Source organism: Algoriphagus sp. UBA3586, from assembly GCF_002376385.1.
Classification (GTDB): Bacteria; Bacteroidota; Bacteroidia; order Cytophagales; family Cyclobacteriaceae; genus Algoriphagus; species Algoriphagus ornithinivorans.
Window position 1 is genome coordinate 39,174 of the sequence record NZ_DFMT01000029.1, and the last position, 23,456, is coordinate 62,629.

At 39.7% G+C, this 23,456-nt stretch carries 24 protein-coding genes; 11 read left to right on the plus strand and 13 right to left on the minus strand.

Annotated features, from left to right (window positions below):
• Nucleotides 1–16 precede the first annotated feature (16 nt).
• From B2906_RS09820 to B2906_RS09830, 3 genes are all read right to left on the minus strand, one after another.
• Nucleotides 17–3,877, minus strand: a complete 3,861-nt coding sequence (locus B2906_RS09820) for an AAA domain-containing protein (RefSeq protein WP_286938941.1) — start codon at nucleotides 3,875–3,877, stop codon at nucleotides 17–19.
• On the minus strand, nucleotides 3,878–4,690 hold the full coding sequence (locus B2906_RS09825; RefSeq protein WP_286938947.1) for an SDR family oxidoreductase: 813 nt from the start codon (nucleotides 4,688–4,690) through the stop codon (nucleotides 3,878–3,880).
• Between the two features lie 273 nt (nucleotides 4,691–4,963).
• Nucleotides 4,964–6,124, minus strand: coding sequence for a DUF4221 family protein (locus B2906_RS09830; protein WP_219958463.1), 1,161 nt, complete (start codon nucleotides 6,122–6,124; stop codon nucleotides 4,964–4,966).
• A gap of 92 nt (nucleotides 6,125–6,216) precedes the next feature.
• Between B2906_RS09830 and rlmD the strand changes: the two genes are divergently transcribed.
• Together rlmD and B2906_RS09840 are read left to right on the plus strand one after the other, a co-directional pair.
• Complete coding sequence (gene rlmD, locus B2906_RS09835; protein ID WP_286938960.1) at nucleotides 6,217–7,623, plus strand: 23S rRNA (uracil(1939)-C(5))-methyltransferase RlmD; 1,407 nt, start codon at nucleotides 6,217–6,219, stop codon at nucleotides 7,621–7,623.
• Nucleotides 7,620–7,997: a hypothetical protein gene (locus B2906_RS09840; RefSeq protein ID WP_144603406.1), complete on the plus strand. Its 378-nt coding sequence runs from the start codon at nucleotides 7,620–7,622 to the stop codon at nucleotides 7,995–7,997. The genes rlmD and B2906_RS09840 overlap by 4 nt, the downstream gene beginning before the upstream one ends.
• A 102-nt stretch (nucleotides 7,998–8,099) precedes the next feature.
• Here B2906_RS09840 and thiL read toward each other — a convergent pair whose 3' ends face one another.
• Both thiL and mce read right to left on the minus strand, forming a co-directional pair.
• On the minus strand, nucleotides 8,100–9,128 hold the full coding sequence (gene thiL / locus B2906_RS09845; protein WP_219958460.1) for a thiamine-phosphate kinase: 1,029 nt from the start codon (nucleotides 9,126–9,128) through the stop codon (nucleotides 8,100–8,102).
• Nucleotides 9,129–9,413: 285 nt separating this feature from the next.
• A complete protein-coding gene (gene mce / locus B2906_RS09850) occupies nucleotides 9,414–9,815 on the minus strand; it encodes a methylmalonyl-CoA epimerase (RefSeq protein WP_219958459.1) in 402 nt (133 codons plus the stop codon).
• Between the two features lie 90 nt (nucleotides 9,816–9,905).
• On the opposite strand from mce, the gene B2906_RS09855 reads away from it, so the two are divergent.
• The 5 genes from B2906_RS09855 (at nucleotide 9,906) to B2906_RS09875 (ending at nucleotide 14,446) form a co-directional block, all read left to right on the plus strand.
• Nucleotides 9,906–10,232, plus strand: coding sequence for a HesB/IscA family protein (locus tag B2906_RS09855; RefSeq protein WP_091654361.1), 327 nt, complete (start codon nucleotides 9,906–9,908; stop codon nucleotides 10,230–10,232).
• 137 nt (nucleotides 10,233–10,369) lie between these two features.
• Entirely contained in the window at nucleotides 10,370–11,464 is a 1,095-nt protein-coding gene (gcvT, locus tag B2906_RS09860; protein ID WP_219958458.1) for a glycine cleavage system aminomethyltransferase GcvT, read from the plus strand.
• Nucleotides 11,461–12,171: a 2-phosphosulfolactate phosphatase gene (locus B2906_RS09865; protein WP_219958457.1), complete on the plus strand. Its 711-nt coding sequence runs from the start codon at nucleotides 11,461–11,463 to the stop codon at nucleotides 12,169–12,171. Before gcvT ends, B2906_RS09865 begins: the two co-directional genes overlap by 4 nt.
• A 79-nt stretch (nucleotides 12,172–12,250) precedes the next feature.
• Complete coding sequence (locus B2906_RS09870; protein WP_219958456.1) at nucleotides 12,251–12,760, plus strand: hypothetical protein; 510 nt, start codon at nucleotides 12,251–12,253, stop codon at nucleotides 12,758–12,760.
• Between the two features lie 144 nt (nucleotides 12,761–12,904).
• Nucleotides 12,905–14,446, plus strand: coding sequence for a M81 family metallopeptidase (locus B2906_RS09875; RefSeq protein ID WP_219959402.1), 1,542 nt, complete (start codon nucleotides 12,905–12,907; stop codon nucleotides 14,444–14,446).
• A 233-nt stretch (nucleotides 14,447–14,679) separates the two neighbouring features.
• On the opposite strand, the gene B2906_RS09880 is transcribed toward B2906_RS09875, so the two are convergent.
• Together B2906_RS09880 and B2906_RS09885 are read right to left on the minus strand one after the other, a co-directional pair.
• Complete coding sequence (locus B2906_RS09880; protein ID WP_219958455.1) at nucleotides 14,680–15,774, minus strand: BamA/TamA family outer membrane protein; 1,095 nt, start codon at nucleotides 15,772–15,774, stop codon at nucleotides 14,680–14,682.
• A 55-nt stretch (nucleotides 15,775–15,829) separates the two neighbouring features.
• A complete protein-coding gene (locus B2906_RS09885) occupies nucleotides 15,830–16,177 on the minus strand; it encodes a nucleotide pyrophosphohydrolase (RefSeq protein ID WP_219958454.1) in 348 nt (115 codons plus the stop codon).
• A gap of 81 nt (nucleotides 16,178–16,258) precedes the next feature.
• On the opposite strand from B2906_RS09885, the gene B2906_RS09890 reads away from it, so the two are divergent.
• A complete protein-coding gene (locus tag B2906_RS09890) occupies nucleotides 16,259–17,299 on the plus strand; it encodes a zinc-dependent alcohol dehydrogenase family protein (protein WP_219958453.1) in 1,041 nt (346 codons plus the stop codon).
• Nucleotide 17,300: 1 nt separating this feature from the next.
• Nucleotides 17,301–17,693: an iron chaperone gene (locus B2906_RS09895; RefSeq protein ID WP_219958452.1), complete on the plus strand. Its 393-nt coding sequence runs from the start codon at nucleotides 17,301–17,303 to the stop codon at nucleotides 17,691–17,693.
• Here the strand turns inward: B2906_RS09895 and B2906_RS09900 are convergent.
• The 6 genes from B2906_RS09900 to B2906_RS09925 all read right to left on the minus strand — a co-directional run bounded on the left by B2906_RS09900 (nucleotide 17,665) and on the right by B2906_RS09925 (nucleotide 22,002).
• Nucleotides 17,665–19,137, minus strand: coding sequence for an ATP-binding cassette domain-containing protein (locus B2906_RS09900; protein WP_219958451.1), 1,473 nt, complete (start codon nucleotides 19,135–19,137; stop codon nucleotides 17,665–17,667). The two genes, B2906_RS09895 and B2906_RS09900, sit on opposite strands and share 29 nt — an antisense overlap.
• A gap of 105 nt (nucleotides 19,138–19,242) precedes the next feature.
• The gene (gene dtd / locus B2906_RS09905; protein ID WP_219958450.1) at nucleotides 19,243–19,695 is read right to left on the minus strand and encodes a D-aminoacyl-tRNA deacylase; all 453 of its coding nucleotides are present in this window, start codon (nucleotides 19,693–19,695) and stop codon (nucleotides 19,243–19,245) included.
• Nucleotides 19,692–20,411, minus strand: coding sequence for an NAD-dependent epimerase/dehydratase family protein (locus tag B2906_RS09910; protein ID WP_219958449.1), 720 nt, complete (start codon nucleotides 20,409–20,411; stop codon nucleotides 19,692–19,694). The genes dtd and B2906_RS09910 overlap by 4 nt, the downstream gene beginning before the upstream one ends.
• On the minus strand, nucleotides 20,408–21,031 hold the full coding sequence (locus B2906_RS09915) for a thioredoxin family protein (protein ID WP_219958448.1): 624 nt from the start codon (nucleotides 21,029–21,031) through the stop codon (nucleotides 20,408–20,410). The genes B2906_RS09910 and B2906_RS09915 overlap by 4 nt, the downstream gene beginning before the upstream one ends.
• A 31-nt stretch (nucleotides 21,032–21,062) precedes the next feature.
• A complete protein-coding gene (locus B2906_RS09920) occupies nucleotides 21,063–21,476 on the minus strand; it encodes a YkvA family protein (protein WP_219958447.1) in 414 nt (137 codons plus the stop codon).
• A gap of 4 nt (nucleotides 21,477–21,480) precedes the next feature.
• Nucleotides 21,481–22,002 carry a hypothetical protein gene (locus tag B2906_RS09925; protein WP_219958446.1) on the minus strand — a complete coding sequence of 174 codons (522 nt, stop codon included), beginning with the start codon at nucleotides 22,000–22,002 and terminating at the stop codon, nucleotides 21,481–21,483.
• A gap of 112 nt (nucleotides 22,003–22,114) precedes the next feature.
• Here B2906_RS09925 and B2906_RS09930 point away from each other — a divergent pair, with 112 nt between their 5' ends.
• Nucleotides 22,115–22,441, plus strand: a complete 327-nt coding sequence (locus tag B2906_RS09930; protein ID WP_091654386.1) for a HesB/IscA family protein — start codon at nucleotides 22,115–22,117, stop codon at nucleotides 22,439–22,441.
• A gap of 145 nt (nucleotides 22,442–22,586) precedes the next feature.
• Nucleotides 22,587–23,084 carry a DUF6265 family protein gene (locus B2906_RS09935; protein WP_219958445.1) on the plus strand — a complete coding sequence of 166 codons (498 nt, stop codon included), beginning with the start codon at nucleotides 22,587–22,589 and terminating at the stop codon, nucleotides 23,082–23,084.
• Nucleotides 23,085–23,456: the final 372 nt, after the last annotated feature.

The window sequence follows — 23,456 nt, forward strand, 5'->3', positions numbered from 1 at the left end:
TTTCCAGCTTTCTAACTTAAGCTTTCATACTTCCTTCCCTGCTCCAAACCATCTTCCATTTCCAGCCTTTTTCTTCCAATAAAATAGGATGATAAGCTAAAGCGGCTTTGGCCGTGGGTGAATTAAAAAAACGTTGATCATCAGTTAAAATGGCTACCTGATCACCAGAAGAGTCAACTCGAAGCAAATCCATAACTGCCGAAGGTATATGACTGGAATAAGTTGGATCGCTTTCCATCAACTTCTTTTTCAAACTCCAATCAATTTCAAATTTCTCAGTTTCAACTTCCGGAGCAGGAACGGCTCTCTGCTTGCTTTGCTTCTGAACCCAAATTAAATAGGATCTTAAAAGAGATAGACCAGGATTTTGCAATTGACCGGGACGAAAGTCTTCTGGATTTATGGAAGATATCAGGTGCAATTGCTTTCTGGCTCTACTGATAGCCACATTGAGACGGTTTTCCGCTCCTGATTTACTCAATAAGCCAAAATTGGTCACTAATTTCCCTTCCCGATTGGGAGCATAACCCAAAGATAAGATCACCTGATCAAACTCATCCCCCTGTACATTTTCTATGTTACGAACTTTAATTCCTGCCTGCCTAAGCCCTTCTTTCCAAAGCTTTTCCCGAATCAAATCCATTTGAAAATAGTTGCCTGTCACTATCCCAATACTATCGCCTAAAGAATCTTTTTGAATTTGCCTAACTCTAGTCAAAACTGCATCAGCCTCCACTTGATTGACCTGATTTTCCCAAATCCCCTCTACCTTTTCCCAGAAAAAAGGAGTTTTACCGGATTGAATGGTTGCATAATCCGGAAGGGTTTCCAATTGACCCTCATAAAAATGGGTATTGGAAAAATGAATCAAGGCAGGATCAGCAGATCGATAGTGTCCCTTTAGCCTAGCACTTTCGAAGAAATTCCCGGCCAACTCCAACAATGACTCTGCCTCAAACTCTAAACCCTCCTCCTCACTTTCCCATTTGACCTGGTAGAAATCTGAAGGCCGCAACTGCTTACCATCACCTGCAATAACCACCTGCTTTCCGCGAAGCATGGCCGGTAAGCCCAATTCAACAGGACACTGGGAAGCTTCATCAAAGATCACCAAATCAAATTGATTCTTTAGAGGAAAAAGAGCAGATACAGTCTCCGGACTGGCCAACCAGCAGGGCAAAAGTTTAAATACCTCATCATCCAATTCCTGAACCAATTTTCGAATAGCCCAACGCTGCCTTTTTTTACTGACCTGATGAAAAAGCTCCCTGTATGTTACTCGGTTTCCTAGTCGGTTGTATTCCAAGTGCTGACACATTTGCTCACGTAACCTCAAAAGTGCTATGTGTTGAGACAAGCTTCTTTTTTCCAAAATAGACTTTCGAAGCTCCTCCAGCTCTGACTCCATTTTCAGGGAACCGGCCTCTGCCAATACTGGAAATCTCCGCTCCAACTCTGAAATCCAGGCTAAATACCAGCCATTCCAAAAAATATGAACTTGATCAGCAGTACTTTCTTCGGGAAACTCTTGCCAAAGTTCTAATCCTAAACTTTGATTATCCCAGCCTAGCAAAAAGCGATCAAAAGCCACTAATTCGGTATAAACCGCATTCCAGTTCAATTCATTTTCGGGTATACATGAAGAAAGTCCTTGCTCTAAAAGTAATTGAATTTGAGATTCGCTCAGCCAAGTTTTCCAGAAAGTCCAGGAAGTACTTCCTTTCTCTAATACCTCCATCCATATTTCTAATTGTCTGAAAAGATCATTCGTGGGATCCAAAAGAGAATGCCAATCACCCAATTCCTGCCAAGCGTTTATCCAATCTAAGGCAAGATTTAAGCGATGAATATCCTTTTCAGCATCTTCCGAAAAAGGAATAGCCAAGCTTTGAGGTATAGCTTGTTTTTCTTCCTGAAGTTGAATTCTAATTTGAAGTTCCTCTTGAATATCCCCAAGAATGCCAGAACCTAATTTCAGCTCATTGGCCTTCAAGAGTTCAAATACCAAAGGGTACTTCGAATGGTTCAAATTGGCCCAAAGCTTTCCGAAAAATGATTGGGATTTAGAAAGCAAAACTTCTAATTCTACTTGATATGCCTGGGGATCAGCTTTCAATTCAAATTTCAATTGAGCCAATTGTTTTTTCTCTTCAATCAAGAAAAGTTGTTGTTTTCTAAGCTTTTTAACTTGCTCTTTCTCTAAAATCAGATGAGAATCCAATTTTTCAGAACTCAACTGCTGCAAGGAATTATAGGCTCTGTGAAACTTCTGGAGTTGATTTTGAATTTGAAGCTCTGTGCTCACTTGTTTTTTCGCTAAACCAGAAGAATCTAACTCCAAAAGCTGTTTTCGAAAGCCCTCCACTTCCCAAATTGCCTGAGAAATACGAGGAAAATCAGCAGCTTGAACCTGGGCAAATGACTTTCTTTCATTCCAAAAACTAGCCTCAAACCTTTCCTGGTAGCGTGCATAGATTTTAAAATCTTGTTCAAAAGTCTTTGCCTGTTCCTGATTGAGTTTTAATAGGCTTCTAGATTTTTGGGCAGGCTTCTCCAAATCCGCATTGAGGTACATTGCCTTAATTGGCATACCTACAATACTAGTATCAAAAAGAGCCTGACGAAAATCCTCCAATTTATCAGAAAGTCTGGCTATGCTTCTGGAGTTTCTAGAGATTTCTCGTTCCAGATGAATGGCATCAATTCCTCTATTTTGCTCTTGATAGGCTTCGATGGATTCGATCTGCTTTTTAATTTTTTCAAAAAGTAGATTTCGATCCCCCTGAAAATCATGTACCAAAGCCAAAAATTGGCCAAACCCAACTTTTGCCATACGCTCAAAAACCACATCCAGAGCAGCTCTCTTTTGAGACACTACCAAAACCTTCTTTCCCCTAGCAATAAAATCTGATACCAGATTGGAAATTAACTGGGATTTGCCAGTTCCGGGAGGCCCCTCTACTACCATACTTTTACTCTGCCGAACCTTCAGGAACACATTTTCTTGTGATGCATCCAAGGGAAAGATAGGAAACATCGCATCTTCTCTGGGAAAGGGACGATTTTCTGGTGCTTCAAAATGGGCTGAGAACAAATCTTCAAGACTCATATCCTGGCCTTCAGCATTAAGCTCCTCGTAATCAGAAAAAAGGAAGCTCCCTTTTTGGGCAAAAGGACCCAACACAGCATAGGGTTTTAAAGTAAGCTTTCCTTCCTGATACTGGTTCTGATCCACTTGAATCTGGGAATTAGGAAAATTCTGAATCCGGTCTTCAAACAAATTGGATTGAACTTGAATAGAGAAATTACTTTGTACTATCTGATTGAGAGTAATTCTAAATTCAGTGGGATCAGCAGGTAAATTTTCCAATTGCTCATCAGAAAAATCATCCGGTAATCGCTGTTTGGTGGCATGCCTCCAAGCCAACAAAAAGGCCGGATTCCATCTCCAAGATTCCGAGGAATTCAATTTCCATTGAGAATCAATCCGCTCTAACCCAACTGGCTTGAGTATCAATGGAGCTCTCATTAATTGTCCATTGATCAACTTCCCCTCCACAAATAGCCATGCCAGATAAAGACTTTGCTCTCCGGTTTCTTCCTGTATTAATTGATCTCTAAAGGCCAAGCGGGAAAGACTTTTTGAAAGCCGATTGGAGCTGGCGGATCTCGGATCCAATTCTGGAATTAAAGAAACCTGCCTTTTGCCTTGTAGTAGCTTTCGAATCAGTTCAAATGCTGGCGCTCCTGTTAAAAAATCAAAATCCTGCAAATCAATCATCCCAAATCCACTCAATCTTGGCATATACAGGGATCTGTTTTTAGTCGATAAATCCGTGAGCCGATTGAGATAAGTTTGAAAGATGGATTCGGGCATTTATTTAAAAGGCGAGTCTTTTTCTTTGGCCATTTGATTATACACAATTCCGTCCAGAATTCCCGGCATCCATTTATTCAGAAACACGGCCAATTTTCCCTGAAAAGTCAAAACCATATCCCTTTTTCTTTTCAATGTTGCCTTCAAAATATGTTGTGCTACCTCTTCCGAGGTCATCATTTTAGCTTCGTCACGGGGAGATTCTCCTTGAGAGGAACCATCAGCGGTTAAGGCAGTATTTCGGATATTGGAGGCTGTAAAACCTGGTGCGACGACGAGAACATGTACTCCTTTTTTCATCACCTCCGTACGAAGCGATTCAAAAAACCCATTCATCGCATATTTACTGGCAGTATAGGCTGTTCGGGCGGGAGTGCCTCGGTAACCATTGATGGAAGAAATCCCGATGATCGAGCCTTTGGATTTTAAGATTGAAGGAAGGCAATATTTGGTAGCATAGACAGTCCCATAAAAATTGGTATCCATCACTTTTCTAAAAACATCCATATCCAAGTCTTCAAACAAAGCTCTCATGGAAATCCCCGCATTATTGATCAAGATATCTATCCCTCCAAAGTGTTTGATTGTTTCTTCGGCCATGTGACGGTTATCCTCCTCCTTAGCAGCATCTGCCAAAATCGAATAAACCTGAATACCAGATTCCTTTAATTTTTGCTCAGTATTTTTCAGTTTCTCAGGATTACGGCCAGTGATAGCAATTTTCGCCCCTTCCTTTCCAAAAATTTCGGCACATGCTTCACCAATTCCCGAGGTAGCTCCAGTAATGAGAACGACTTGATCTTTGAATTTCATGAATACGGTTTAATGGGATAAAGATAGGGAATGAGAAGCCTTTTGAAAATCAGAATATAAAATCATTCAATCTGATTACCTCAATCTTGCCACTTACCATAGTTTCTTAGCTTGAGCTACTGGAAGACCGATGACCGAAGACCGAAGCTTCCGTGACCTTGCCTGATTTTGGTTGTCACAATTCCGTCTACTTACTGGTAAGAAAGCGGAAATTCATATCATTCAATAATCAAAAGCAGGTGTCTTTGATCTGTCATTAAACAAATCAATCTTTTATTCTATAATTATTCTCTGAAAAACCTTCTCATCTTCAACATCCTCTGGTGTAACAGAAATATATGGACCATCTTTTAAAATAATGAAATCATAGCCTCCAAATTTGGGAATTGAATCCAAACCAAACTCACCTATTCGGTTTAAATTTTTATCATAAACAATCATGTATTTTTTATTGGTTTTTCCAGCTCCTTTACGATTGACTATTCTATTTAGCGACTCATCGTCATATTTTTTATAAACAACCCTCCAATAAAGCATTCGAAAAGGGTCATAATTAAAAGAAAAATAATAATCAGTACCATATTGATACTGAATCATCCTATCTGACTGAATATCCTTGAAGTCTATGAAAACCGGTGGATCAAGCTGATCACTCCTCATCAGAAAATATGGCTCCATTTCCTCAGTCTTCAGGTTTAACTTGTAGATAGAATCTGCCAAAGGAAAGCTGACAAGCATGAAATCGGGGTCTTCTGAGGGGGATATACTAGGAAGTATATGATCGGGATTACCCCAAAAATCACCGGTTTGATATAATTCAGGATACCCTAGCAAAGTCGTGTAATCACCCGATTTCAAATCCAATTTGATTAAAAGGTTATTTCTTTTGTATTGGCTTTTAAATGGATCTTGATCAGGAATGCACGGGATGTATAAATACCTCCCACGTTTAAAAATCCTCGATTTAGATGTTACCCAGGGAAGAACTGAATCTTCCCCTGGCATATTACTATCATTTTCTTTTAGTCTATATCTTTTTAAAACTTCACCTGAAGAGTCAGCCAAGCTTACCTGATAGCGATACCTATCAATCAAAAATATAGAATCGTAATCATGAAAATAAAAGTCAGTCACTCCACCAACTTCATTGGGCCCTCTTCCATCAAATTTTAATACTAAATCCACCTCAGGGTCATCCAATGAATTGACAAATAAGTAATTGGGGTCAGAATCAAAGTAATTCAAATGAATAAACAGAACCTCTCCATCCTCCCGAAAACTTAGCTGAGAGAGAATCGAAAATTCAGTGGATAAATTATTGATCGGAATTACCTTCTGACTATTAGAGTCAAGCTTAATGAGATTTACTTTTTTATATTTTTCGGAACAAGAAAAAATCAAAAGTGAGATGCAAAAAACAAACAATGACTTCATTCTACTATTTTTTAATAATAGGCCTAAATATATAATATTTTCGTTTACAGTTCCGTTTCTCACAGCCATCTTTTTTCCCTAATTTTGCGGCCATGTCGAGAAAAATGAAAAATAAGGTCATCACCAACCTATTGATCGAGCGGATTGCTTCCGAAGGGAAGTGCGTAGGGCATCATGAAGGAAAAGTGGTTTTTGTCAATCAGGTTGCTCCCGGAGATGTGGTGGATGTTCGAATTACCAGAGGAAAAAGCTCCTTTATGGAGGGTGAAGCAATTCACTTTCACGAGTATTCCAAGGACCGAATCGAGCCATTTTGCTCGCACTTTGGCACCTGCGGAGGTTGCAAATGGCAACATATCAATTACGATCTTCAGAAAAACTATAAAAGACAGCAGGTTGTCGACCAATTTCAACGAATCGCCAAAGTCCCTATTCCTGAAGTGCTTCCGATCTTAGGATCAGAAAAAACCAGGTACTATAGAAATAAGTTGGACTTTACTTTTTCCAACAAAAAATGGCTTACCCTAGAGCAAATCAGATCGGGAGAGGATTTTGACCGAAATGCCTTGGGCTTTCATATCCCTAAAATGTTTGATAAAATCATCGATATCGAACATTGCTACCTTCAGGGAAACATTTCCAATGATGTCAGAAATGAGTTAAGAGCTTTCGCTTTGGCCAACAAACTCAGCTTCTATGATATTCGCGAGCAAGTGGGCTTATTGAGAAATCTCATCATCCGTACCGCCTCTACTAATCAATCCATGGTCATTGTGCAGTTTGGTGAAAATGATCCTGCCGGCATCGAGTTGGTGATGGAATTTTTGAAGAATAAATTCCCGGAAATCACTTCTTTACTTTATGTGATTAACACCAAAGGCAATGAAACCTTTCATGACCTGGATCTGGTAACCTATGCCGGTTTGCCGTATATCGAAGAGGAAATGGAAGGCTTAAAATTCCGAATCGGGCCTAAATCTTTTTATCAAACCAACTCAGAACAAGCTTACGAATTGTATAAAGTCGCACGTGATTTTGCCCAATTGAATGGTGATGAAGTGGTGTTTGATCTTTATACGGGTACAGGCACTATCGCCAATTTTGTTGCTAAGCAAGCCAAGCAGGTAATCGGCGTTGAGTATGTAGCTGCGGCAATTGAGGATGCCAAGTTGAACTCAAAGATTAATGAGATAGAAAATACGCTTTTCTATGCCGGTGACATGAAGGATGTATTAAACGAAGAATTTATCCAAAACCACGCTGCACCGGATGTCATTATTACCGATCCACCAAGAGCAGGGATGCATGAGGATGTAGTGAATATGCTTTTAAGATTAGAAGCTCCAAAAGTTGTCTATGTATCCTGCAATCCTGCTACTCAAGCCAGGGATATTGCTATGATGGGAGAAAAATACCAAGTGGAACGAATTCAACCTGTTGATATGTTCCCTCAAACCTATCACGTAGAAAATGTCGTACTCTTAACGCTCAAATCATGATATCTGATTTCAACGATCCAGAATTAAGCGGGAAATATCTAGGAACAATTACCTCAGATTTTGTAAAAATCTCTGATGTACTCAAAGAAGCCTCCTACCAAGTAAGGTCTAGAGGCTTTTCGGATTTCCCGATTTTTCCAATCTCCAAAGAGATGCAACCCATCGGTAAAATATTCTTGGGGAAAGCGGAGAAAAATCTAGACTGGAATTACTTCATCACCTATGTAGATGAATTTGTCCAACGAAAATTGATCGCTGAGGATGCGCTGGAAGAATTTAAAAAGGCCTACAAAGATCCAGATGAGTTTTGTTGCCTTTTTGTCATTGACGGAGCCTTTACCAGCTTCGTTTATGTACCTTATCCGGAAGAGTAGGTAGACAATTCAATCAAACCCTCCAAGCCCATCAAAATGCTTGGAGGGTTTATTTTTTTATAAAATTTCCCGCAGATTATCGCAGATTAAATTTTCCTAATTCTAAAAGTGCTTCCAGCCCTGAGCCTTTAACTGAACTGCAGTTCCACTTTTGGTAACCAAGAACTTCCCTTCTTCAGGCTTGGAAATATGTCCGATGAAATGGATATCCGGATGCTTTTCCAACTTTTTGAAATCCTTCTGATCTATTGTGAAAAGCAACTCATAATCCTCTCCCCCATTTAGTACGCAAGTAATTGGATCCAGATTTAGTTCAACAGCTGTATCGAAGGTTTGCTTATCGATCGGCAGTTTATCCTCATAGATAGTGGCTCCCACATTCGAAGCTTTGCAAATATGAAATATCTCTGAGGCCAAACCATCAGAAATATCCATCATAGATGTAGGTACCACATCCAATTCCCTCAACTCATGAATAATATCCATTCGTGCATCAGGCTTCAACTGTCGGCCTGTTACAATCGTATATTTTTCCAAATCCGGTTTCATATCTGGGTTGGCCAAGTAAACTTGTTTTTCCCTCTCCAGAATCTGAAGCCCAACCAGTGCTGCACCCAGATCTCCAGTTGCGCAAAGGATATCATTTACCTTCGCACCGTTTCTATAGCTAATTTGCTCCTTTTTAGCCTCTCCTATAGCTGTCACAGATATAACCAAGCCACTTCTTGAAGCAGTAGTATCTCCACCTATCAAATCTACCCCATAATGCTCACATGCTGCATGTATTCCGGAATATAGTGCATCTACAGCCTCAACAGAGAATCGATTGGAAAGAGCGATGGACACTGTGACTTGCTTTGGGATTGCATTCATCGCCGCAACATCAGAAATATTCACTGCTATAGCTTTGAACCCTACATGAGGCAGTGGAGCATAAGCTAGGTCAAAGTGAACACCCTCTAAAAGCAAATCAGTAGTGATTACTTTGACATGATCTCCAGCTTCAATTACTGCAGCATCATCTCCGATTCCTTTGAGTGAAGATGAGTTTTTGATGGCTACTTTTTCATTCAAATGATCAATGAGTCCAAACTCACCAATTTCGCTTATTTCTGTTCTCTTTTCTGACATTTCTTGGTATGTGATTCGTTGTTGAGTTATTAGTTATTGGTTATTAGAATTTTATGCCATGTTTAAAGCTCCAGATTGATACAAGAGTCAGGAAAACCTCGGGCTGGCAATACTACCTACTGCTTCTGCCTACTGCCTACTTTTCAGCTTTCTCACTTTAAACTTCAGCCTTTTTTCAGCTTTCTCAATTCAGATTTCTGACTTTCTTTTTCAGCTTTATGACTTCTGACTTCTGACTTTCTTTTTCAGCTTTCTCACTTCAGCTTTCAGACTTCCCACTACTGCCTACTTTCTTTCTTGGCACAATTCCACCAACACCCCATTCGTACTTCTGGGATGCAAAAATACAACTAATTTATTGTCGGCTCCCTCTTTGGGCGTTTCATTCAATATTTCGAACCCCTCTCCTTTTAATCTAGCCACTTCTTCATGGATATCTTCTACATCGAAAGCAATATGATGGACTCCAGGAGATTTTTTTTCCAAATATTTGGCGATGGCACTTTCTGGCCGGGTTGCCTGAAGCAACTCCACTTTGGTCTCTCCCACTTGGAAAAAGGAAGTTTCTACGGCCTCTCCCTCCACTACTTCTGTTTTAAAATGCTTTTTACCCAAGAGTTTTTCAAAAAGTAAATTGGATTCCTGAAGATCTGCCACAGCAATTCCTATATGTTCGATTTTCCTCATTTTTATTATTCGTATATTTGTATTTGAATCTTTTCAGCATGCAGCATGTTCTGCATCTGAGTTAATTTGAAGACGTAAAGTTATAAATATATGATCATCGTTTCTGACAAGGCCAAAGAGCGTATTTTGGAGTTGAAAAAAGAAGAAGGCCGAACTGAAAATGAAAACATCCGAGTTTCCGTCAAAGGCGGAGGCTGTTCAGGCCTTATGTATGATTTAGGCTTTGATGCAAAAACCGTGGATACAGACCATGTATTCGAGGATAAAGGCATCAAAATAATCGTAGATCGCAAAAGTTTATTGTACCTAGCTGGTACTACATTGGAATTTACAGATGGACTGAATGGAAAAGGATTTCAATTCATCAATCCCAATGCAAGCAGAACTTGTGGCTGCGGAGAGAGTTTCTCTGTCTGATTCTACAATTCTAGAATTTATCGACAAAAAAACATGCTAGGCAACCTCATCAGGTTGCCTTTCTTTTTGGGCTTAAACCTAGCCCATTTTAGACTTCATTCCTTACCTTTGCCCTCGTTAAAAAAAGAACCCAAATAATGGAAGATCAAATCAAAAAAATCCAACTGAATGACTTGCACATTGCCTTAGGAGGCAAAATGGTGCCTTTTGCTGGTTACAATATGCCTGTAAGATACAGTTCTGATAACGAAGAACACCTTTGTGTGAGAAATGGAGTTGGGGTATTTGATGTTTCCCATATGGGTGAATTTATGGTCGAAGGACCAGAGGCTTTGAATTTGATTCAAAAGGTCACTTCAAACGATGCTTCAAAATTAGTGGATGGGCAGGCTCAATATTCTTGCTTCCCGAACGAAAACGGAGGAATTGTAGATGATTTGATCGTCTACAAGTTTGCTGAAGAAAAATATATGCTTGTAGTCAATGCATCCAATATTGATAAAGATTGGGCTTGGGTAAATAAGCATAATACCATGGGAGCTCGATTGACTAATATTTCTGATCAAATCTCACTTTTTGCTGTTCAAGGTCCTAAAGCAATCGAGGCAGTTCAGTCTTTAACCCCAGTGAATCTTTCAGAGGTGAAATTTTACCATTTTACAGTTGGTGAATTTGCAGGAGTTCAAGATGTGATTATCTCCGGCACAGGATACACTGGAGCTGGTGGATTTGAAATTTATGTGAAAAACGAAGATGCTGAAAAAGTCTGGAATGCCATTTTTGAGGCGGGAAAAGACTTTGACATCAAACCCATAGGATTGGGAGCAAGGGATACTCTGAGAATGGAAATGGGTTATTGCCTGTATGGAAACGACATCAATGATGATACTTCCCCTCTCGAAGCGGGATTGGGTTGGATCACCAAGTTCACCAAGGATTTCATCAACTCAGAAGCGCTAAAAGCCCAGAAAGAAGCTGGTGTAGACAAAAAACTAGTAGGATTTGTCATGCAGGAAAGAGGAATTCCAAGAGGACATTATCCTATTGTAGATGAAGCCGGAAACACTATCGGTGAAGTAACCTCCGGAACTCAATCTCCATCTATGGGTGTGGGAATTGGTTTAGGCTATGTGAAAACAGAATTCAGCAAACCTGGAACAGAAATCTTCATACAGGTTAGAAATAAAAATCTGAAAGCTCAGGTTGAAAAACTACCCTTGTTGAAAGGATGAGAAACATTGAAGTCTGCTTCAGCCCAGAATTAATTCATTTGCATGATTTGCAGGGGAAAATCGTGGTGGTAGTCGATATTTTTCGGGCTACCTCCACGATGATTGCTGCTTTGGCAAATGGGATTGATGAAATCATGACTTTCGCTGACTTAGAAGCCTGCCGAGAAATGAGAGGCAAAGGTTATTTGATCGCAGCTGAAAGAAATGGGTTGAAAGTGGATGGCTTTGATTTAGGGAACTCCCCGGTAGCATTTTTGAAGGATGATTATTCCGGGCAAAAGTTGGCAATGACTACCACCAACGGTACTTTGGCAATATCGAAATCCAATCAGGCTGATGAGATATTGATTGGAGCTTTTCCGAACCTATATGCTACAGTAGCCTATATCCAGCAGCAGAAAAAGGATGTTTTGGTCCATTGTGCGGGCTGGAAAGGCCGATTTAATCTGGAAGATTCTTTATATGCGGGAGCATTAGTCAAATCCTTGGAAAGCACTCATGCTGCTGAAGAAGATGGTGCATTAGCGATGAAATCACTTTTTGAAAAGGAAGGACATCAACTTTCAGCTTATTTAAGCAAGGCATCTCATGCCAAAAGACTTCAAAATCACGGAATAGAAGCAGATATTGATTTTTGTCTAACCTTGGATCTATATGATTTGGTGGCGAAGGTAGAGAATGAGAAGGTGAAACCAATTTCCTTTTAAAACTTCAAGTTCTTTTATTTCAGATAAGTAAAGGCTATTTTCAAAAATTGACGTAGCATCCTCTTTACAATTCTAGAAAATGAAAACCTTCAACTACAAAAAGAGAAATTTTTTTTCAGGCCCTCACCTATTGGGATTGATTTTGCTATTGGTGGGAATTTTTGTTTTGGTCAGCCCGACTTTTTTAGAAAGTGGAAGTTCCTTGGAAAAAGTCATCACAGTGGGACTAGTAACTCTTACCATTGGACTCATCATTTTTTCATCCTACAGTGGGGTCTTGCTTGATTTTTCAAAAAACAGGTATAAAAACTACTTTTCCATTGTGGGCTTTCGATTTGGAGAATGGAGCCTATTGCCTCAAATATCCAAGATTGAAGTACTTCCCTACAGCTTTAAAAGTCAAAATGTGCCCAATGGAATTAGCCCTACACTTTCAGGAACAGTAAATTCTTTTAAGGTAATTTTATATTCCAAATCCTCTCAGCATGTTTTTTCTTTTGATTATTCCAACTTGAATAAGGCGGTCAAAAAAGCGAATCAAATTGCCAGTGATTCTAACTCTGACTTAATTATTCCGTCAATTCAATGAATTGGTTTTTTTGAGGAATAATGGAGACTATATCTTTGGAATAAGTGTCTTTTCCCCAAACAAAGATTTCCCCAATCATCCCCTTTCCTTCAGAACTTTTCAAAATTGCTGGTATTTTCAGGATTCCATTTAAACCGGCAAATGATGAAGAACCTATTGGCCTTTGCACTGATCATTCTACTTTTTTCCTGTCAGCAAGAGAAAAAACTTCCAAGGATTGCTATAGCAGGTTTAGCTATTGAATCCAGCACCTTTTCACCAGCCAGATCCACCGCAGAATCATTCAAAGCACGAATCGGAGATGATATTTTCAATTACTACCCTTTCTTAGCAGATAGCAGCACCAATCGCAGCCGAGCCGAATGGTTTCCAACATTAAGAGGACATGCAATTCCAGGAGGTATGGTCACCCGGGAAGCTTATGATTCTTTGGTGAATTTAACATTGGACATGCTAAGAGAAAATCTACCCTACGACGGATTGTTTTTTGATATTCATGGCGCCATGAGTGTAGAAGGGATAGATGATCCGGAAGGGGATTTTATTCTGAAAGTTAGAGAGGTAGTTGGGTACGAGACGCTCATCTCCACCTCCATGGACTTGCATGGCAATGTGTCAATGCGATTGGCAGAAAACTCAGATTTGATTACCTGCTATAGAATGGCTCCACATGAGGATGCTTTGGAATCAAAGCAACGTGCTGTAGAAAATTTGCTAGAACGGTTAGAGTCAGGGAAAGGCAAACCAGCATACAAAGCTTGGATTCCTGTTCCGATTTTATTGCCCGGAGAAAAAACCAGCACTCGCATAGACCCCGGCAAATCTTTATACGCGAAGGTGGACCCGATCACACAAGAAAAAGGGGTCATTGACGCAGCCATTTGGATAGGTTATGCTTGGGCAGACGAACCCAGAAATCATGCTGTGGTGATGGTGACAGGAGATGATAAAAACCAAGTGAAAGAAAGTGCCGAATTCCTCGCCAACAGTTTTTGGGCAGTAAGAAATGAATTTGAGTTTGTCGCTCCAGTTGCTTATTTGGATGAGAGCTTGGAAATGGCACTAAAAAGCGAAAAGAAGCCATTTGTCATTTCGGACATGGGAGATAATCCTACAGCTGGAGGAGCCGGAGATGTAACTTGGACCTTGAATGAGTTACTGAAAAGACCTGAGTTCAAAAGTGAATCCGGACCCGAACTTATCTATGCTTCTATTCCAGGACCTGATTTGGTTGCTAAAGCCAAAGAAGTTGGAATTGGAAATCAAGTGGAAGGTTATGCCGGTGCGATGGTTGATGACAGATTTGCTCCACCACTATTATTGAAAGGTAAAGTTTTAGCCATCAAGGAGGGAGACTCTGATGCCAAGACAGAAGTGGTGGTTCAGATAGGGTCAATCAAAGTGATTGTCACTGAAAAACGGAAACCCTATCACCATGTCAAAGACTTTACTGATTTGAATCTGGATCCGGAAAACACGGATATTTTGGTAGTGAAAATTGGGTATTTGGTACCGGAACTCTATGACTTAAGAGGAGACTGGATTATGGCTTTGACTCCGGGAGGGGTAGATCAAGATCTGGGAAGATTAGGCTATCAGCGAATCAATCGACCGATGTTCCCCTTAGACAAGGATATGGCTGATCCGGATTTATCTGTGAGATGGGTAAAGGAATCTGGGAAGTAAAACTGAAATATTTAGGATTAAAAATACTTGGGGCTTAGATCTACCTTGTTCTTTTGTACAGGGTTCAGAGTTCATTTTCCCGCCTCTATGCTCTTTCAAAAGGAAAGAAATTTCTTTTCCCTCTTTAAAAAGGGCTTTGTAATTCATTTCAGACTTCTGATTTTAGCCTTTCATACTTCTATTTTCAGATTTCTGATTTTAGCTTTCAGATTTATAACTTTAGATTTTAGCCTTCAAAAAGCTTCTCCGAAAGTGAAATAAAACTGAAAAGGTTCTCCCGGGGAATGAGCCAAATCAAGCCGGAGGTTTAGTCTTTTTCGTTTGTTAAGCTGAAACCTCCCCCCTGCTCCATAGGTGAATTTACTCTGATTTAGCACAAAGGGATTTTCTTGTGAAAATGCATTTCCCAGACCACTGAAGGCCGTTATCCCCCATCTAGGGGCGAATTTATATCGATACTCAGCCTGCAAAACCACAACTTGTTTTTCTCTGTACTTCCCTTCAAAAAGACCTCGCATCAATCTGTTTCCTCCAAGCATTGGCAAGGCAAAGAATGGGACATCTCCAAAAGTCATTTCTGTGAGGCCTTGGGTGGCAATGATTTGATTCTTTCCTATGGGTATTATTTTTCGATAATCTGCAAAGATTCTCGCATAGGGGAATTCCCCTCCCAAAGCTTTTCCATATCCTTGGATGCTTGCTTCAAAATAAGCTCCATTTACAGGATAGAGTTGATTATCCCGAGAGTCAAAAAGCACCACAGGGCCCAAACCTGAATTTCTTCCTCCCTCGTTACCCAATATCCCATTATCTTCCAATTGGCCTGACTCTTCTTTTTGATAAATATCCATTGCATCAAATCGCAATCCTCCACCTAAATACCAATTGGAGCCCAAGGCCCAAGCATAATTTATTCTTACCCGAGGAAACTTTGCCGAATATACCTCCTCGTTTTCCTGGCTGACATTCATCCCCTGACCAAAGTAGAAATACACATAATCGTACCAGCCTATTTCTCCGTAGATCAAGTTCTTATTTCCTGGAGTGAAGATTCTTCCGCTTAGATAGCTTAAAAATTGTTTCCTCAAAGAATAAGCAATTCCGGCAGCTAATTGACTTTCGTAGGTACTTATTGAGTCTCCCAAATTGAAATTACTCACGGCTCCGACACCAAAAACCCATCGAGTCTCAGGGGTGTAATAGACCAATGGCAAAACAGACAAGGTCCAATCTTTTGACTTCTCCTGAACTAAGGTTTGAGAAAATGCTTTCTGGGTGAAAACAAAAAATATAAGAAATAGGAGAAAGGTCTTTTGAGAACTATTCATAATTGAATCTACGAGGATATTTACACCTTCCGATGAAACAGTTTAGGAAAAGCTATTATTGAAGCTTTTTATTGTCTTTGTGCCTCGTATTATCTCTGATATTTTTCTTTTCAAAATTTCTTTTTAATGCTTTTGTCAAATCTACCCCTGTCTGATTTGCTAGGCAGATCAAAACCCAAAGCACATCCGCCATTTCATCTCCCAAGTCCTTTCCTTTATCAGATTCTTTGAAAGACTGTTCCCCATAAGTTCGTGACATTATCCTAGCCAGCTCGCCAACTTCTTCCATGAGGATAGTCATATTGGTCAACTCGTTGAAGTAACGAACTCCCACCGTTTTTATCCAATGATCGACCAGTTCTTGAGCTTCTGCTATAGTTATTTCTTTTTTATCTGAGTCCATTATTGTTCTTTCATTTTATTCTCATCTAAGTAACTAAGAAAAAACGGAAGGGATTGGCTACTTTTCAGAAAAAATCATCGAATGAAAGCATTGGTCTACGAGCAGTTTCAAAGCTTACCCAAAATCCAAAAAGTATCCGATCCATCACCTGAGCTCAATGGTGTAGTTATCAAGGTCAAAGCTACAGGACTATGCAGATCGGATTGGCATGGCTGGATGGGTCATGATTCAGATATTGTTTTGCCACATGTTCCCGGACATGAATTTGCTGGAGAAATAGTAGGAATAGGAAAAGATGTCAGAAAATGGAAAACCGGTGATCGCGTGACAGTTCCTTTTGTTTGTGCTTGTGGCATATGCCCAACCTGCGCCTCCGGAAATCAACAAATCTGCAATGAGCAATTTCAGCCCGGATTTACTCATTGGGGATCTTTTGCTGAGTATGTGAGAATTGACCGAGCAGAAACCAATTTGATCAGCTTGCCTGAATCCATGAGTTATGAAACTGCTGCAAGTCTAGGCTGTAGATTTGCAACCTCTTTTCGCGCAGTAGTAGATCAGGGAAAAGTCGCAGGAGGACAATGGGTAGCTGTATTTGGATGTGGAGGGGTAGGATTATCTGCTATTATGATCGCCAAAGCATTGGGAGCTCAGGTAATTGCTATCGATATTTCTGAAAAGCAACTAGATCTCGCAAAAACAGTAGGAGCTGATGCTATTTTAAATCCCAAATCCATTAGCTCAACTCCAGAGGCTATTCATGAAATATCAAAAGGTGGTGTACATGTATCATTGGATGCCTTGGGAAATAGCAAAACAGCCTATGATTCAGTAGCCAGTTTGAGGAAAAGAGGCAAACATATTCAGGTAGGACTTTTGTTGGATCAGGAAAAAGACACTGCTTTGCCCATGAACCTGGTGATTTCCAAAGAGCTGGAAATTCTAGGGAGCCATGGAATGCAGGCATGGAGATATACAGAGATGATGGATATGATAGAAAATGGAAAACTGAATCCGCAAGCACTCATAGGGAAAACCATTAGCTTGGAAGATGCTGTAACTGTTTTGCCGGAAATGAATAAATTTGAAAATCAGGGTATTACCATCATTAATCAATTCTAAAATGGGACCGAAAGCGGAAAATATTGAAGAGTATTTCAGCTGGTTTCCTCCTGAAATCCAGAACCAATTAGGCCAGATAAGAAAGGCAATAAAAGAGGTGCTCCCTGAAGCTACTGAAGTTATAAGCTATCATATGCCGGCTTTCAAAACCACCGAAGTGCTGGTTTATTATGCAGCCATGAAAAACCATATTGGTTTCTATCCAACCAACTCTGCAGTATCTGAATTTAAGGAAGCTTTAAAGCCCTTCAAAACCAGCAAGGGAGCCATTCAAATACCTTATAATGAAAAGTTGCCATTAAAATTGATTCAGGACATTGCGATTTTTAGAAAGGAAGAAGCAAAAGCCAGGGCAGAGCAAAAGCTTAAGATAAAGCAAAAACGCGGTCAATGATTTCTGGAACATCTTCATCGTAATGGCTCACGTAGATTAAGGACAAAGAAGAAATTTCACAGACTTTTTGAATTGTGTTTTTAAATAATTCCCGCTGAAGCTTATCCATTCCCTGAGATGCTTCATCTAGGATTAATAGCTTTGGCTTTTTGATCAATGCCCTAGCTAACAAAGTCCAGCGTTGATGTTCTAGGGAAAGTCTTTGAATGGGAATTTGCTGAACTTTCTCCAGTTCAAATAATTTAAGCCAGCTATCTGCCAGACTTTCTTGCTCGGCTGTAGTTTTTTTGAATAAACCCATCGTATCATAAAGTCCCGAAAGAATAACTTTTCTACAAGTTTGATTTGCAGGAAAAAATCTTGATAATTCAGGAGCTACAAAGCCAGTTGGTTTTTTTACATCCCAAATACTCTCTCCTGTTCCTCTTTTTCTTCCAAAAAGATAAATATTTTGAGAATAAGCCTGAGGATTCTCACCAATCAACAATGAGATCAAAGTTGATTTCCCTGATCCATTTGGCCCCTTAAGTTGCCAGTATTCACCAGAGTTTACTTCCCATGAAACTGAATCCAAAATCAAATTTCCCTGATAGGAAATATTCACAGCATCCAATTTGATCAGAGTTTCTGAAGGCATTGATTCGTTAGAAAGAAGTTTTCCCAACAAAGCCCAATCCCATGATTTAGCCTGACTAGCATGACTAGTAAGATGGAAATCGCGGCTACTCCAGCGCTGAATAATGCCTTCATCTGTCAATTTTGCCACGTTGGTAATTCCATCAGGTATATCTTCAGCATTAGCAGTAAGCAATACATGTGTCCCAGCTTGAATAATTTCTTTCAGAATTTCTCCAAAAGAACTCCTTGTTTTCACATCAAGTCCTGTCAAGGGATGATCCATCAAAAATATCTTCGGCTGTCTCATCAAGCCAGCAGCGATGGCTAATCGACGGGTTTCTCCATTCGAAAGCTTCAATAAAGACTCATCCTTGAGGCTTTCCAAATTCAATAATTTCATCACATTTTCCAAAGTCCAAGAACCTGGGATTTTGGATTCTATTTCGTTGAGGAACTGAAATACAGTAGCTGTTTCCTCTGATTCATTAGAGTTGAATCGCTGTTGGAAATAGAAGTTTTGCTGATTGAACTTATTTCTAAATTCATATTTCTGAGAAACGTAAGCCATCAAATCCCTGAAGCTGTGGACTTCCTTTTTTGTTGATTTTTCTTCAGAATACACTTTAGCAAAATCTCTAATGACCAGCCCTTGGGATAAAATAGTGTTTCCTCGGATGGTTTCTAAAAAGGCTGTTTGGAGCCAGCCAGAATCACTGACAATTGCCCATTGCTCTCCTTTTCTCCATTCAAAATTCAAATCATGGAAGGCATGATTCCCTTTAAAAAGCACCTTAGCATTTTGGATTTCCAATAGGTTTTGAGGCATTTTGAAAGATAAAAAAAATGTCGGGAATCCTCATCTAGCTTCCTTCTTTCAATAACCTCTATTCAGTAAGTCAGGCAATAATGGATGGCGCAAAAAAATTAAGCGCTAAACCCGATTTTTCGAGTCAATAACAATTGTAACAGGGCCATCATTAATCAGGGAAACCTTCATATCTGCACCAAACTCTCCTGTTCCAATCTCTTTCCCTAATTCTTGTTCCAAAGCACCTATCATTTGCTCATAAAGAGGTATGGCCACATCAGGTTTGGCAGCCTTGATATAGGAAGGCCTATTTCCTTTTTTAGTACTGGCATGCAAGGTGAATTGTGAAATCAACAAAATCTCACCATTGACGTCATGCAGGCTTTTGTTCATTACCTCGTTCTCATCTGGAAAAATGCGAAGGTTGACTATTTTCTTACTTAGCCACTCGATATCATCCTTTTGGTCTGCATCTTCTATTCCAAGTAATACCATCAGACCCAACCCAATTTGAGATTTGACTTTTCCTTCGATTTTCACAGAGGACTCGGAAACTCTTTGAATTACTGCTATCATTTACTTAAATCCTGCATTTCTCCTGAAGGAATGATTTCCACTCCTTTTCTGGAATTATCTAAAGCTACTTTGACCATACTTTTTGCCACCTGATAGTCATAAATAGGCCTCATATTTTTGAAGAGCCTTAACCAAACCAAGGGTTTCATTAAAATAGTCGCAACTTTTTCCCCAAACCTAAATTCATTTCTGTTCCCCAAAAGCAAGGATGGCCTAAATATCCCTAAATGTTCAAAATCAAGTGCTTTCAAATCTTCCTCAGTTTTCCCTTTGACCTCATTGTAAAAGACTGAAGATTGTGGATCGGCACCCAAGGCGGAAACATAATAAAAACCATTTGCTCCCAAGCTTTTAGCCCACTTTGCAAAAGCCAATACCAAATCATGATCTATCTCAAAAAATTTCTCCTTGGAACCTGCCTGCTTGATGGTTGTGCCTAAGCTTGAGAAGGCTTGAATCGTACATTTCTTTTCTTGAATAGCTTGAGTAAGGGACACATATTCACCCCCCAGCGATTGAGAATTAATTTGATCTTCCCAGTTCCAATTTTGGATTTGGGACATATTTCCAGCCAATTGCACAAGGTTGGCATGTTTAAGCGCCAATTTCCTCCTACCTACGCTGATAATATAATCGTATGAATTTTGTTTTAGAAGTTGGTGCAGTAACTGCATGCCAACCAAACCGGATGTACCGGAAATTAGGGCTATGTTCATAGGATAAATGCTTCTTTGATGCGGTCCATCAATTCTTTTTCTAAAGATTGATTTTTATCCCGAGCATACCAAAGATGAGTTCCTTCTGTAAATTCTTTTGAGCTTAGCCCTTGAGGATCCAACTTATAGGCCCTTTGCCTGTCGAGTAAAAATTGAGGTTTTGGTCCCCAAGTAAAATATTCCTTTTTCAAGCCAGGACTTAAGGCGATCAGCTTAGGAATTGATCTTGCTCCATTAGTTAGGTATTGGTCCATGATCTCAAGATTTTCATCTCTTAATATCATCCGCAATTGTATACCAGGATTAATTTCCGAAAGCTTATTCATGTACGGAATTGTCTGAGCAGCATCTCCGCACCATGCCTCTGTAATTACCAGCCAAATTTGAGGGGGAAGATCTCTGATCAGGTCCTCCATTTCTGAAGATACTTTTGCCGTTTTATCCCATCGATGCATGCGTTGAGCAGCCATTCGAGTATATTCCAAATAAGCCTCTGATTGGTTTGGACCTGTAGTTTTGTTTTCTAAAACTAACTGTTTCACCAACTCCCGATATTCGAAATATGTTTGGGCTTGGGTAATAAGCTCAGGGGTAATAGTTTGTTTCAGTTGGTCTAGCATCTTTTAAATATTTGAGAGAAAACAGCTTTGCCTATATCTGAGTTCGCTCCCAATCCAAAAATTGCTCGATTTCATCTTTTACTTTGGTATAAACAGCTAAAATCACTGAAAGGTCATCTGCAAAACCAAAAATGCCTAAAAAGTCAGGAATAAGATCAAAAGGAGATAAGAAATAAACCAATGCCAAAAGCAAAAGACCCAAAGTTGTTCCTGAAAGCTTATGAGTCCCTGCAAAATGAGCTTTAATCATTCTAATAAATACAGAAACAGGTTCGATTAGCTTCTGAATTCGTGTATTGTTTTTCAGATTCGCAAGTTTATTGCCTACACCGCTGATTAGTTCTCTGATTTTGCTCTCCTGACCTGATAGAGCTTCTACCTTTTCCCCAAAAAGAGCTTTGGCTTTATTCAGAATTTTCCCTGCTTTTGATTTATTTTTTGCCATGGTTCTAGAAGTAAAGTTGAATTTCAGCCTTTACCTTTTTTAAAGCATAAGCGATGGCATCGTTTTTTCGTTCCAGAGATTGGGCAAAGATAGCCTTAGCTAAGTCCATTCCCGAAGCTTCTTGATCCACCGTTTGACGAGCCAAATTAATGATCGTGGTCACTTCCTCCACAGCGCGTTTAACTGCTTCCCATGTCTCTTCGGAAAAATATACTTGCTGAGAAAAATTATGATTGAACTCTTCTCTTACTTCATGTAGCAATTGCCCCTGTAACTCCGCCACTGTCATCCCCCCGGGACTGGACCTTCTCACCAAATTATTGGGAGTGATCCTTTCCAGAAGAAGACAAAGTCTTTCTGCAGCCTGAAGACGAACAGGAATAATGGTTTGGGTATTTTTGGTCTTAAGCTCCACCAGCATCTTTTCACGCTCTTTCGAAATAAAAGAAACGACTACTAAATACATGCCATACAGCACCGCAGCAGCTGGCAACAAAATCTTCAATAAATCAAATAGGTATTCCATAGTGGGATTAAATAAAGTCGAATATCTACAATTTATTCCGGCCTAGAAACGGAAGTCTGTGTAAATTTGGTTTCAAATCGAACCAATTTCCTGCCAAAATCATTCGAATTGCATGCTAGTTCCAATTTCTATCACAGAAAAAGCTGAAGCTGAGATCAAAAACATCATGGCTCACAAAAATATACCTGAAGAATATCACTTACGGGTTGGTGTCAGAGGTGGTGGTTGTGGGGGTATGTCCTATGCTTTGGGTTTTGACAAGGCTAAACCTGAGGATCAAAAATTTGAAATTGCAGGAATCCCGGTTCTAATAGAGAAAAGGCACTACATGTTTTTGATGGGGATGCAGATTGATTTTTTTGAAGGAGATGAGGCAAGAGGCTTTACTTTCATCAATCCAGATATCCCTAAAAGGCATGATGTTGAGGACAATTCTTAAGGATAAAGGCTGAAAGCTTAAAATTGGAGAACATCGGGTTTATAACTTGCTTCAGTGTTCATCATTCAGTTTCTGACACAGGTGAATTTTTAGGGATTAATTACTATTGCAATAATTTCCTATTTTGAATCAAATTCTATTCAAAATGAAGTCAATCATTCTATCTCTCGCCTTATTTCTCCTTTCTACTCAGTCATTTTCCCAAGAAGTAAAAACCCTTGGCCCCGATGAAAATCCGGGAAAAGGAAAAGTATCCGAACTGGATTGGCTGTCTGGTTATTGGTTGGGTACAGGTTTGGGAGGAGAATGTGAGGAAGTTTGGCTTCCCCAAAAAGATGGGCAGATGATGGGGACTTTTAGATTTTGGAATGATGGAAAATTACAGTTTACTGAGTTTTTCCAGTTAGTAGATATTGGTGATTCCTTTACCTTAAAGCTAAAGCATTATGGAGCTGACCTGGGTCCTTGGGAAGAAAATGAAGAATGGACAGAGTTTAGGCTTATAGAAGTAGGAGAAAACAAAGTCTGGTTGGATGGACTCACCATGGAGCGAGTTGGAGATCAAATGAGCGTCTGGGTTTTGATGAGATCTAAAAATGGGGATCATGTTGAGAAGTTTGAGTATCAAAAAGGCGATTTTTGAAGTTAGAAATTTGAAATTTGAAAGCTGAAAACCTGAGGATTCAAGGGAATCGGCAAGTTATCTCGCTCCTTTGGAGCTGTCCCATCAATTTACTTTATTCAAATTCACTAAAAAATCACGCTCCTTCGGAGCTATTTAATTTATACCCATCCTATAGGCATAGAAAAATAATTGAGGTCCGAAGGACCGAGATTCCTTAGGTAAAACATAATTTCCCAAACCTCACGAAATAGCCCTGAAGGGGCGGGATAAAAAAAATGGGCATTTATATTTAAAAAAGCCCCAGGAAACCAATAATTCAAAGCCCTACTTTAAAACGACAATATTTATTAATTCTAAATTGGCCTAGCCAGAAAATCTCGCTCCTTTGGA

Excerpts from the sequence above, each read along its gene's own strand:
- B2906_RS09925 (WP_219958446.1), bottom strand. The coding sequence starts at position 22,002 with ATGGAATACCTATTTGATTTATTGAAGATTTTGTTGCCAGCTGCTGCG.
- B2906_RS09870 (WP_219958456.1), top strand. The coding sequence starts at position 12,251 with ATGAAAACCTTCAACTACAAAAAGAGAAATTTTTTTTCAGGCCCTCAC.
- thiL (WP_219958460.1), bottom strand. The coding sequence starts at position 9,128 with ATGTCAGAAAAGAGAACAGAAATAAGCGAAATTGGTGAGTTTGGACTC.
- B2906_RS09935 (WP_219958445.1), top strand. The coding sequence starts at position 22,587 with ATGAAGTCAATCATTCTATCTCTCGCCTTATTTCTCCTTTCTACTCAG.
- B2906_RS09820 (WP_286938941.1), bottom strand. The coding sequence starts at position 3,877 with ATGCCCGAATCCATCTTTCAAACTTATCTCAATCGGCTCACGGATTTA.
- dtd (WP_219958450.1), bottom strand. The coding sequence starts at position 19,695 with ATGATAGCAGTAATTCAAAGAGTTTCCGAGTCCTCTGTGAAAATCGAA.
- B2906_RS09910 (WP_219958449.1), bottom strand. The coding sequence starts at position 20,411 with ATGAACATAGCCCTAATTTCCGGTACATCCGGTTTGGTTGGCATGCAG.
- B2906_RS09855 (WP_091654361.1), top strand. The coding sequence starts at position 9,906 with ATGATCATCGTTTCTGACAAGGCCAAAGAGCGTATTTTGGAGTTGAAA.
- B2906_RS09880 (WP_219958455.1), bottom strand. The coding sequence starts at position 15,774 with ATGAATAGTTCTCAAAAGACCTTTCTCCTATTTCTTATATTTTTTGTT.
- B2906_RS09840 (WP_144603406.1), top strand. The coding sequence starts at position 7,620 with ATGATATCTGATTTCAACGATCCAGAATTAAGCGGGAAATATCTAGGA.
- B2906_RS09920 (WP_219958447.1), bottom strand. The coding sequence starts at position 21,476 with ATGGCAAAAAATAAATCAAAAGCAGGGAAAATTCTGAATAAAGCCAAA.
- B2906_RS09900 (WP_219958451.1), bottom strand. The coding sequence starts at position 19,137 with ATGCCTCAAAACCTATTGGAAATCCAAAATGCTAAGGTGCTTTTTAAA.
- B2906_RS09830 (WP_219958463.1), bottom strand. The coding sequence starts at position 6,124 with ATGAAGTCATTGTTTGTTTTTTGCATCTCACTTTTGATTTTTTCTTGT.
- gcvT (WP_219958458.1), top strand. The coding sequence starts at position 10,370 with ATGGAAGATCAAATCAAAAAAATCCAACTGAATGACTTGCACATTGCC.
- B2906_RS09875 (WP_219959402.1), top strand. The coding sequence starts at position 12,905 with ATGAAGAACCTATTGGCCTTTGCACTGATCATTCTACTTTTTTCCTGT.
- B2906_RS09885 (WP_219958454.1), bottom strand. The coding sequence starts at position 16,177 with ATGGACTCAGATAAAAAAGAAATAACTATAGCAGAAGCTCAAGAACTG.
- rlmD (WP_286938960.1), top strand. The coding sequence starts at position 6,217 with ATGTCGAGAAAAATGAAAAATAAGGTCATCACCAACCTATTGATCGAG.
- B2906_RS09825 (WP_286938947.1), bottom strand. The coding sequence starts at position 4,690 with ATGAAATTCAAAGATCAAGTCGTTCTCATTACTGGAGCTACCTCGGGA.
- B2906_RS09895 (WP_219958452.1), top strand. The coding sequence starts at position 17,301 with ATGGGACCGAAAGCGGAAAATATTGAAGAGTATTTCAGCTGGTTTCCT.
- B2906_RS09930 (WP_091654386.1), top strand. The coding sequence starts at position 22,115 with ATGCTAGTTCCAATTTCTATCACAGAAAAAGCTGAAGCTGAGATCAAA.
- B2906_RS09890 (WP_219958453.1), top strand. The coding sequence starts at position 16,259 with ATGAAAGCATTGGTCTACGAGCAGTTTCAAAGCTTACCCAAAATCCAA.
- B2906_RS09865 (WP_219958457.1), top strand. The coding sequence starts at position 11,461 with ATGAGAAACATTGAAGTCTGCTTCAGCCCAGAATTAATTCATTTGCAT.
- B2906_RS09915 (WP_219958448.1), bottom strand. The coding sequence starts at position 21,031 with ATGCTAGACCAACTGAAACAAACTATTACCCCTGAGCTTATTACCCAA.
- mce (WP_219958459.1), bottom strand. The coding sequence starts at position 9,815 with ATGAGGAAAATCGAACATATAGGAATTGCTGTGGCAGATCTTCAGGAA.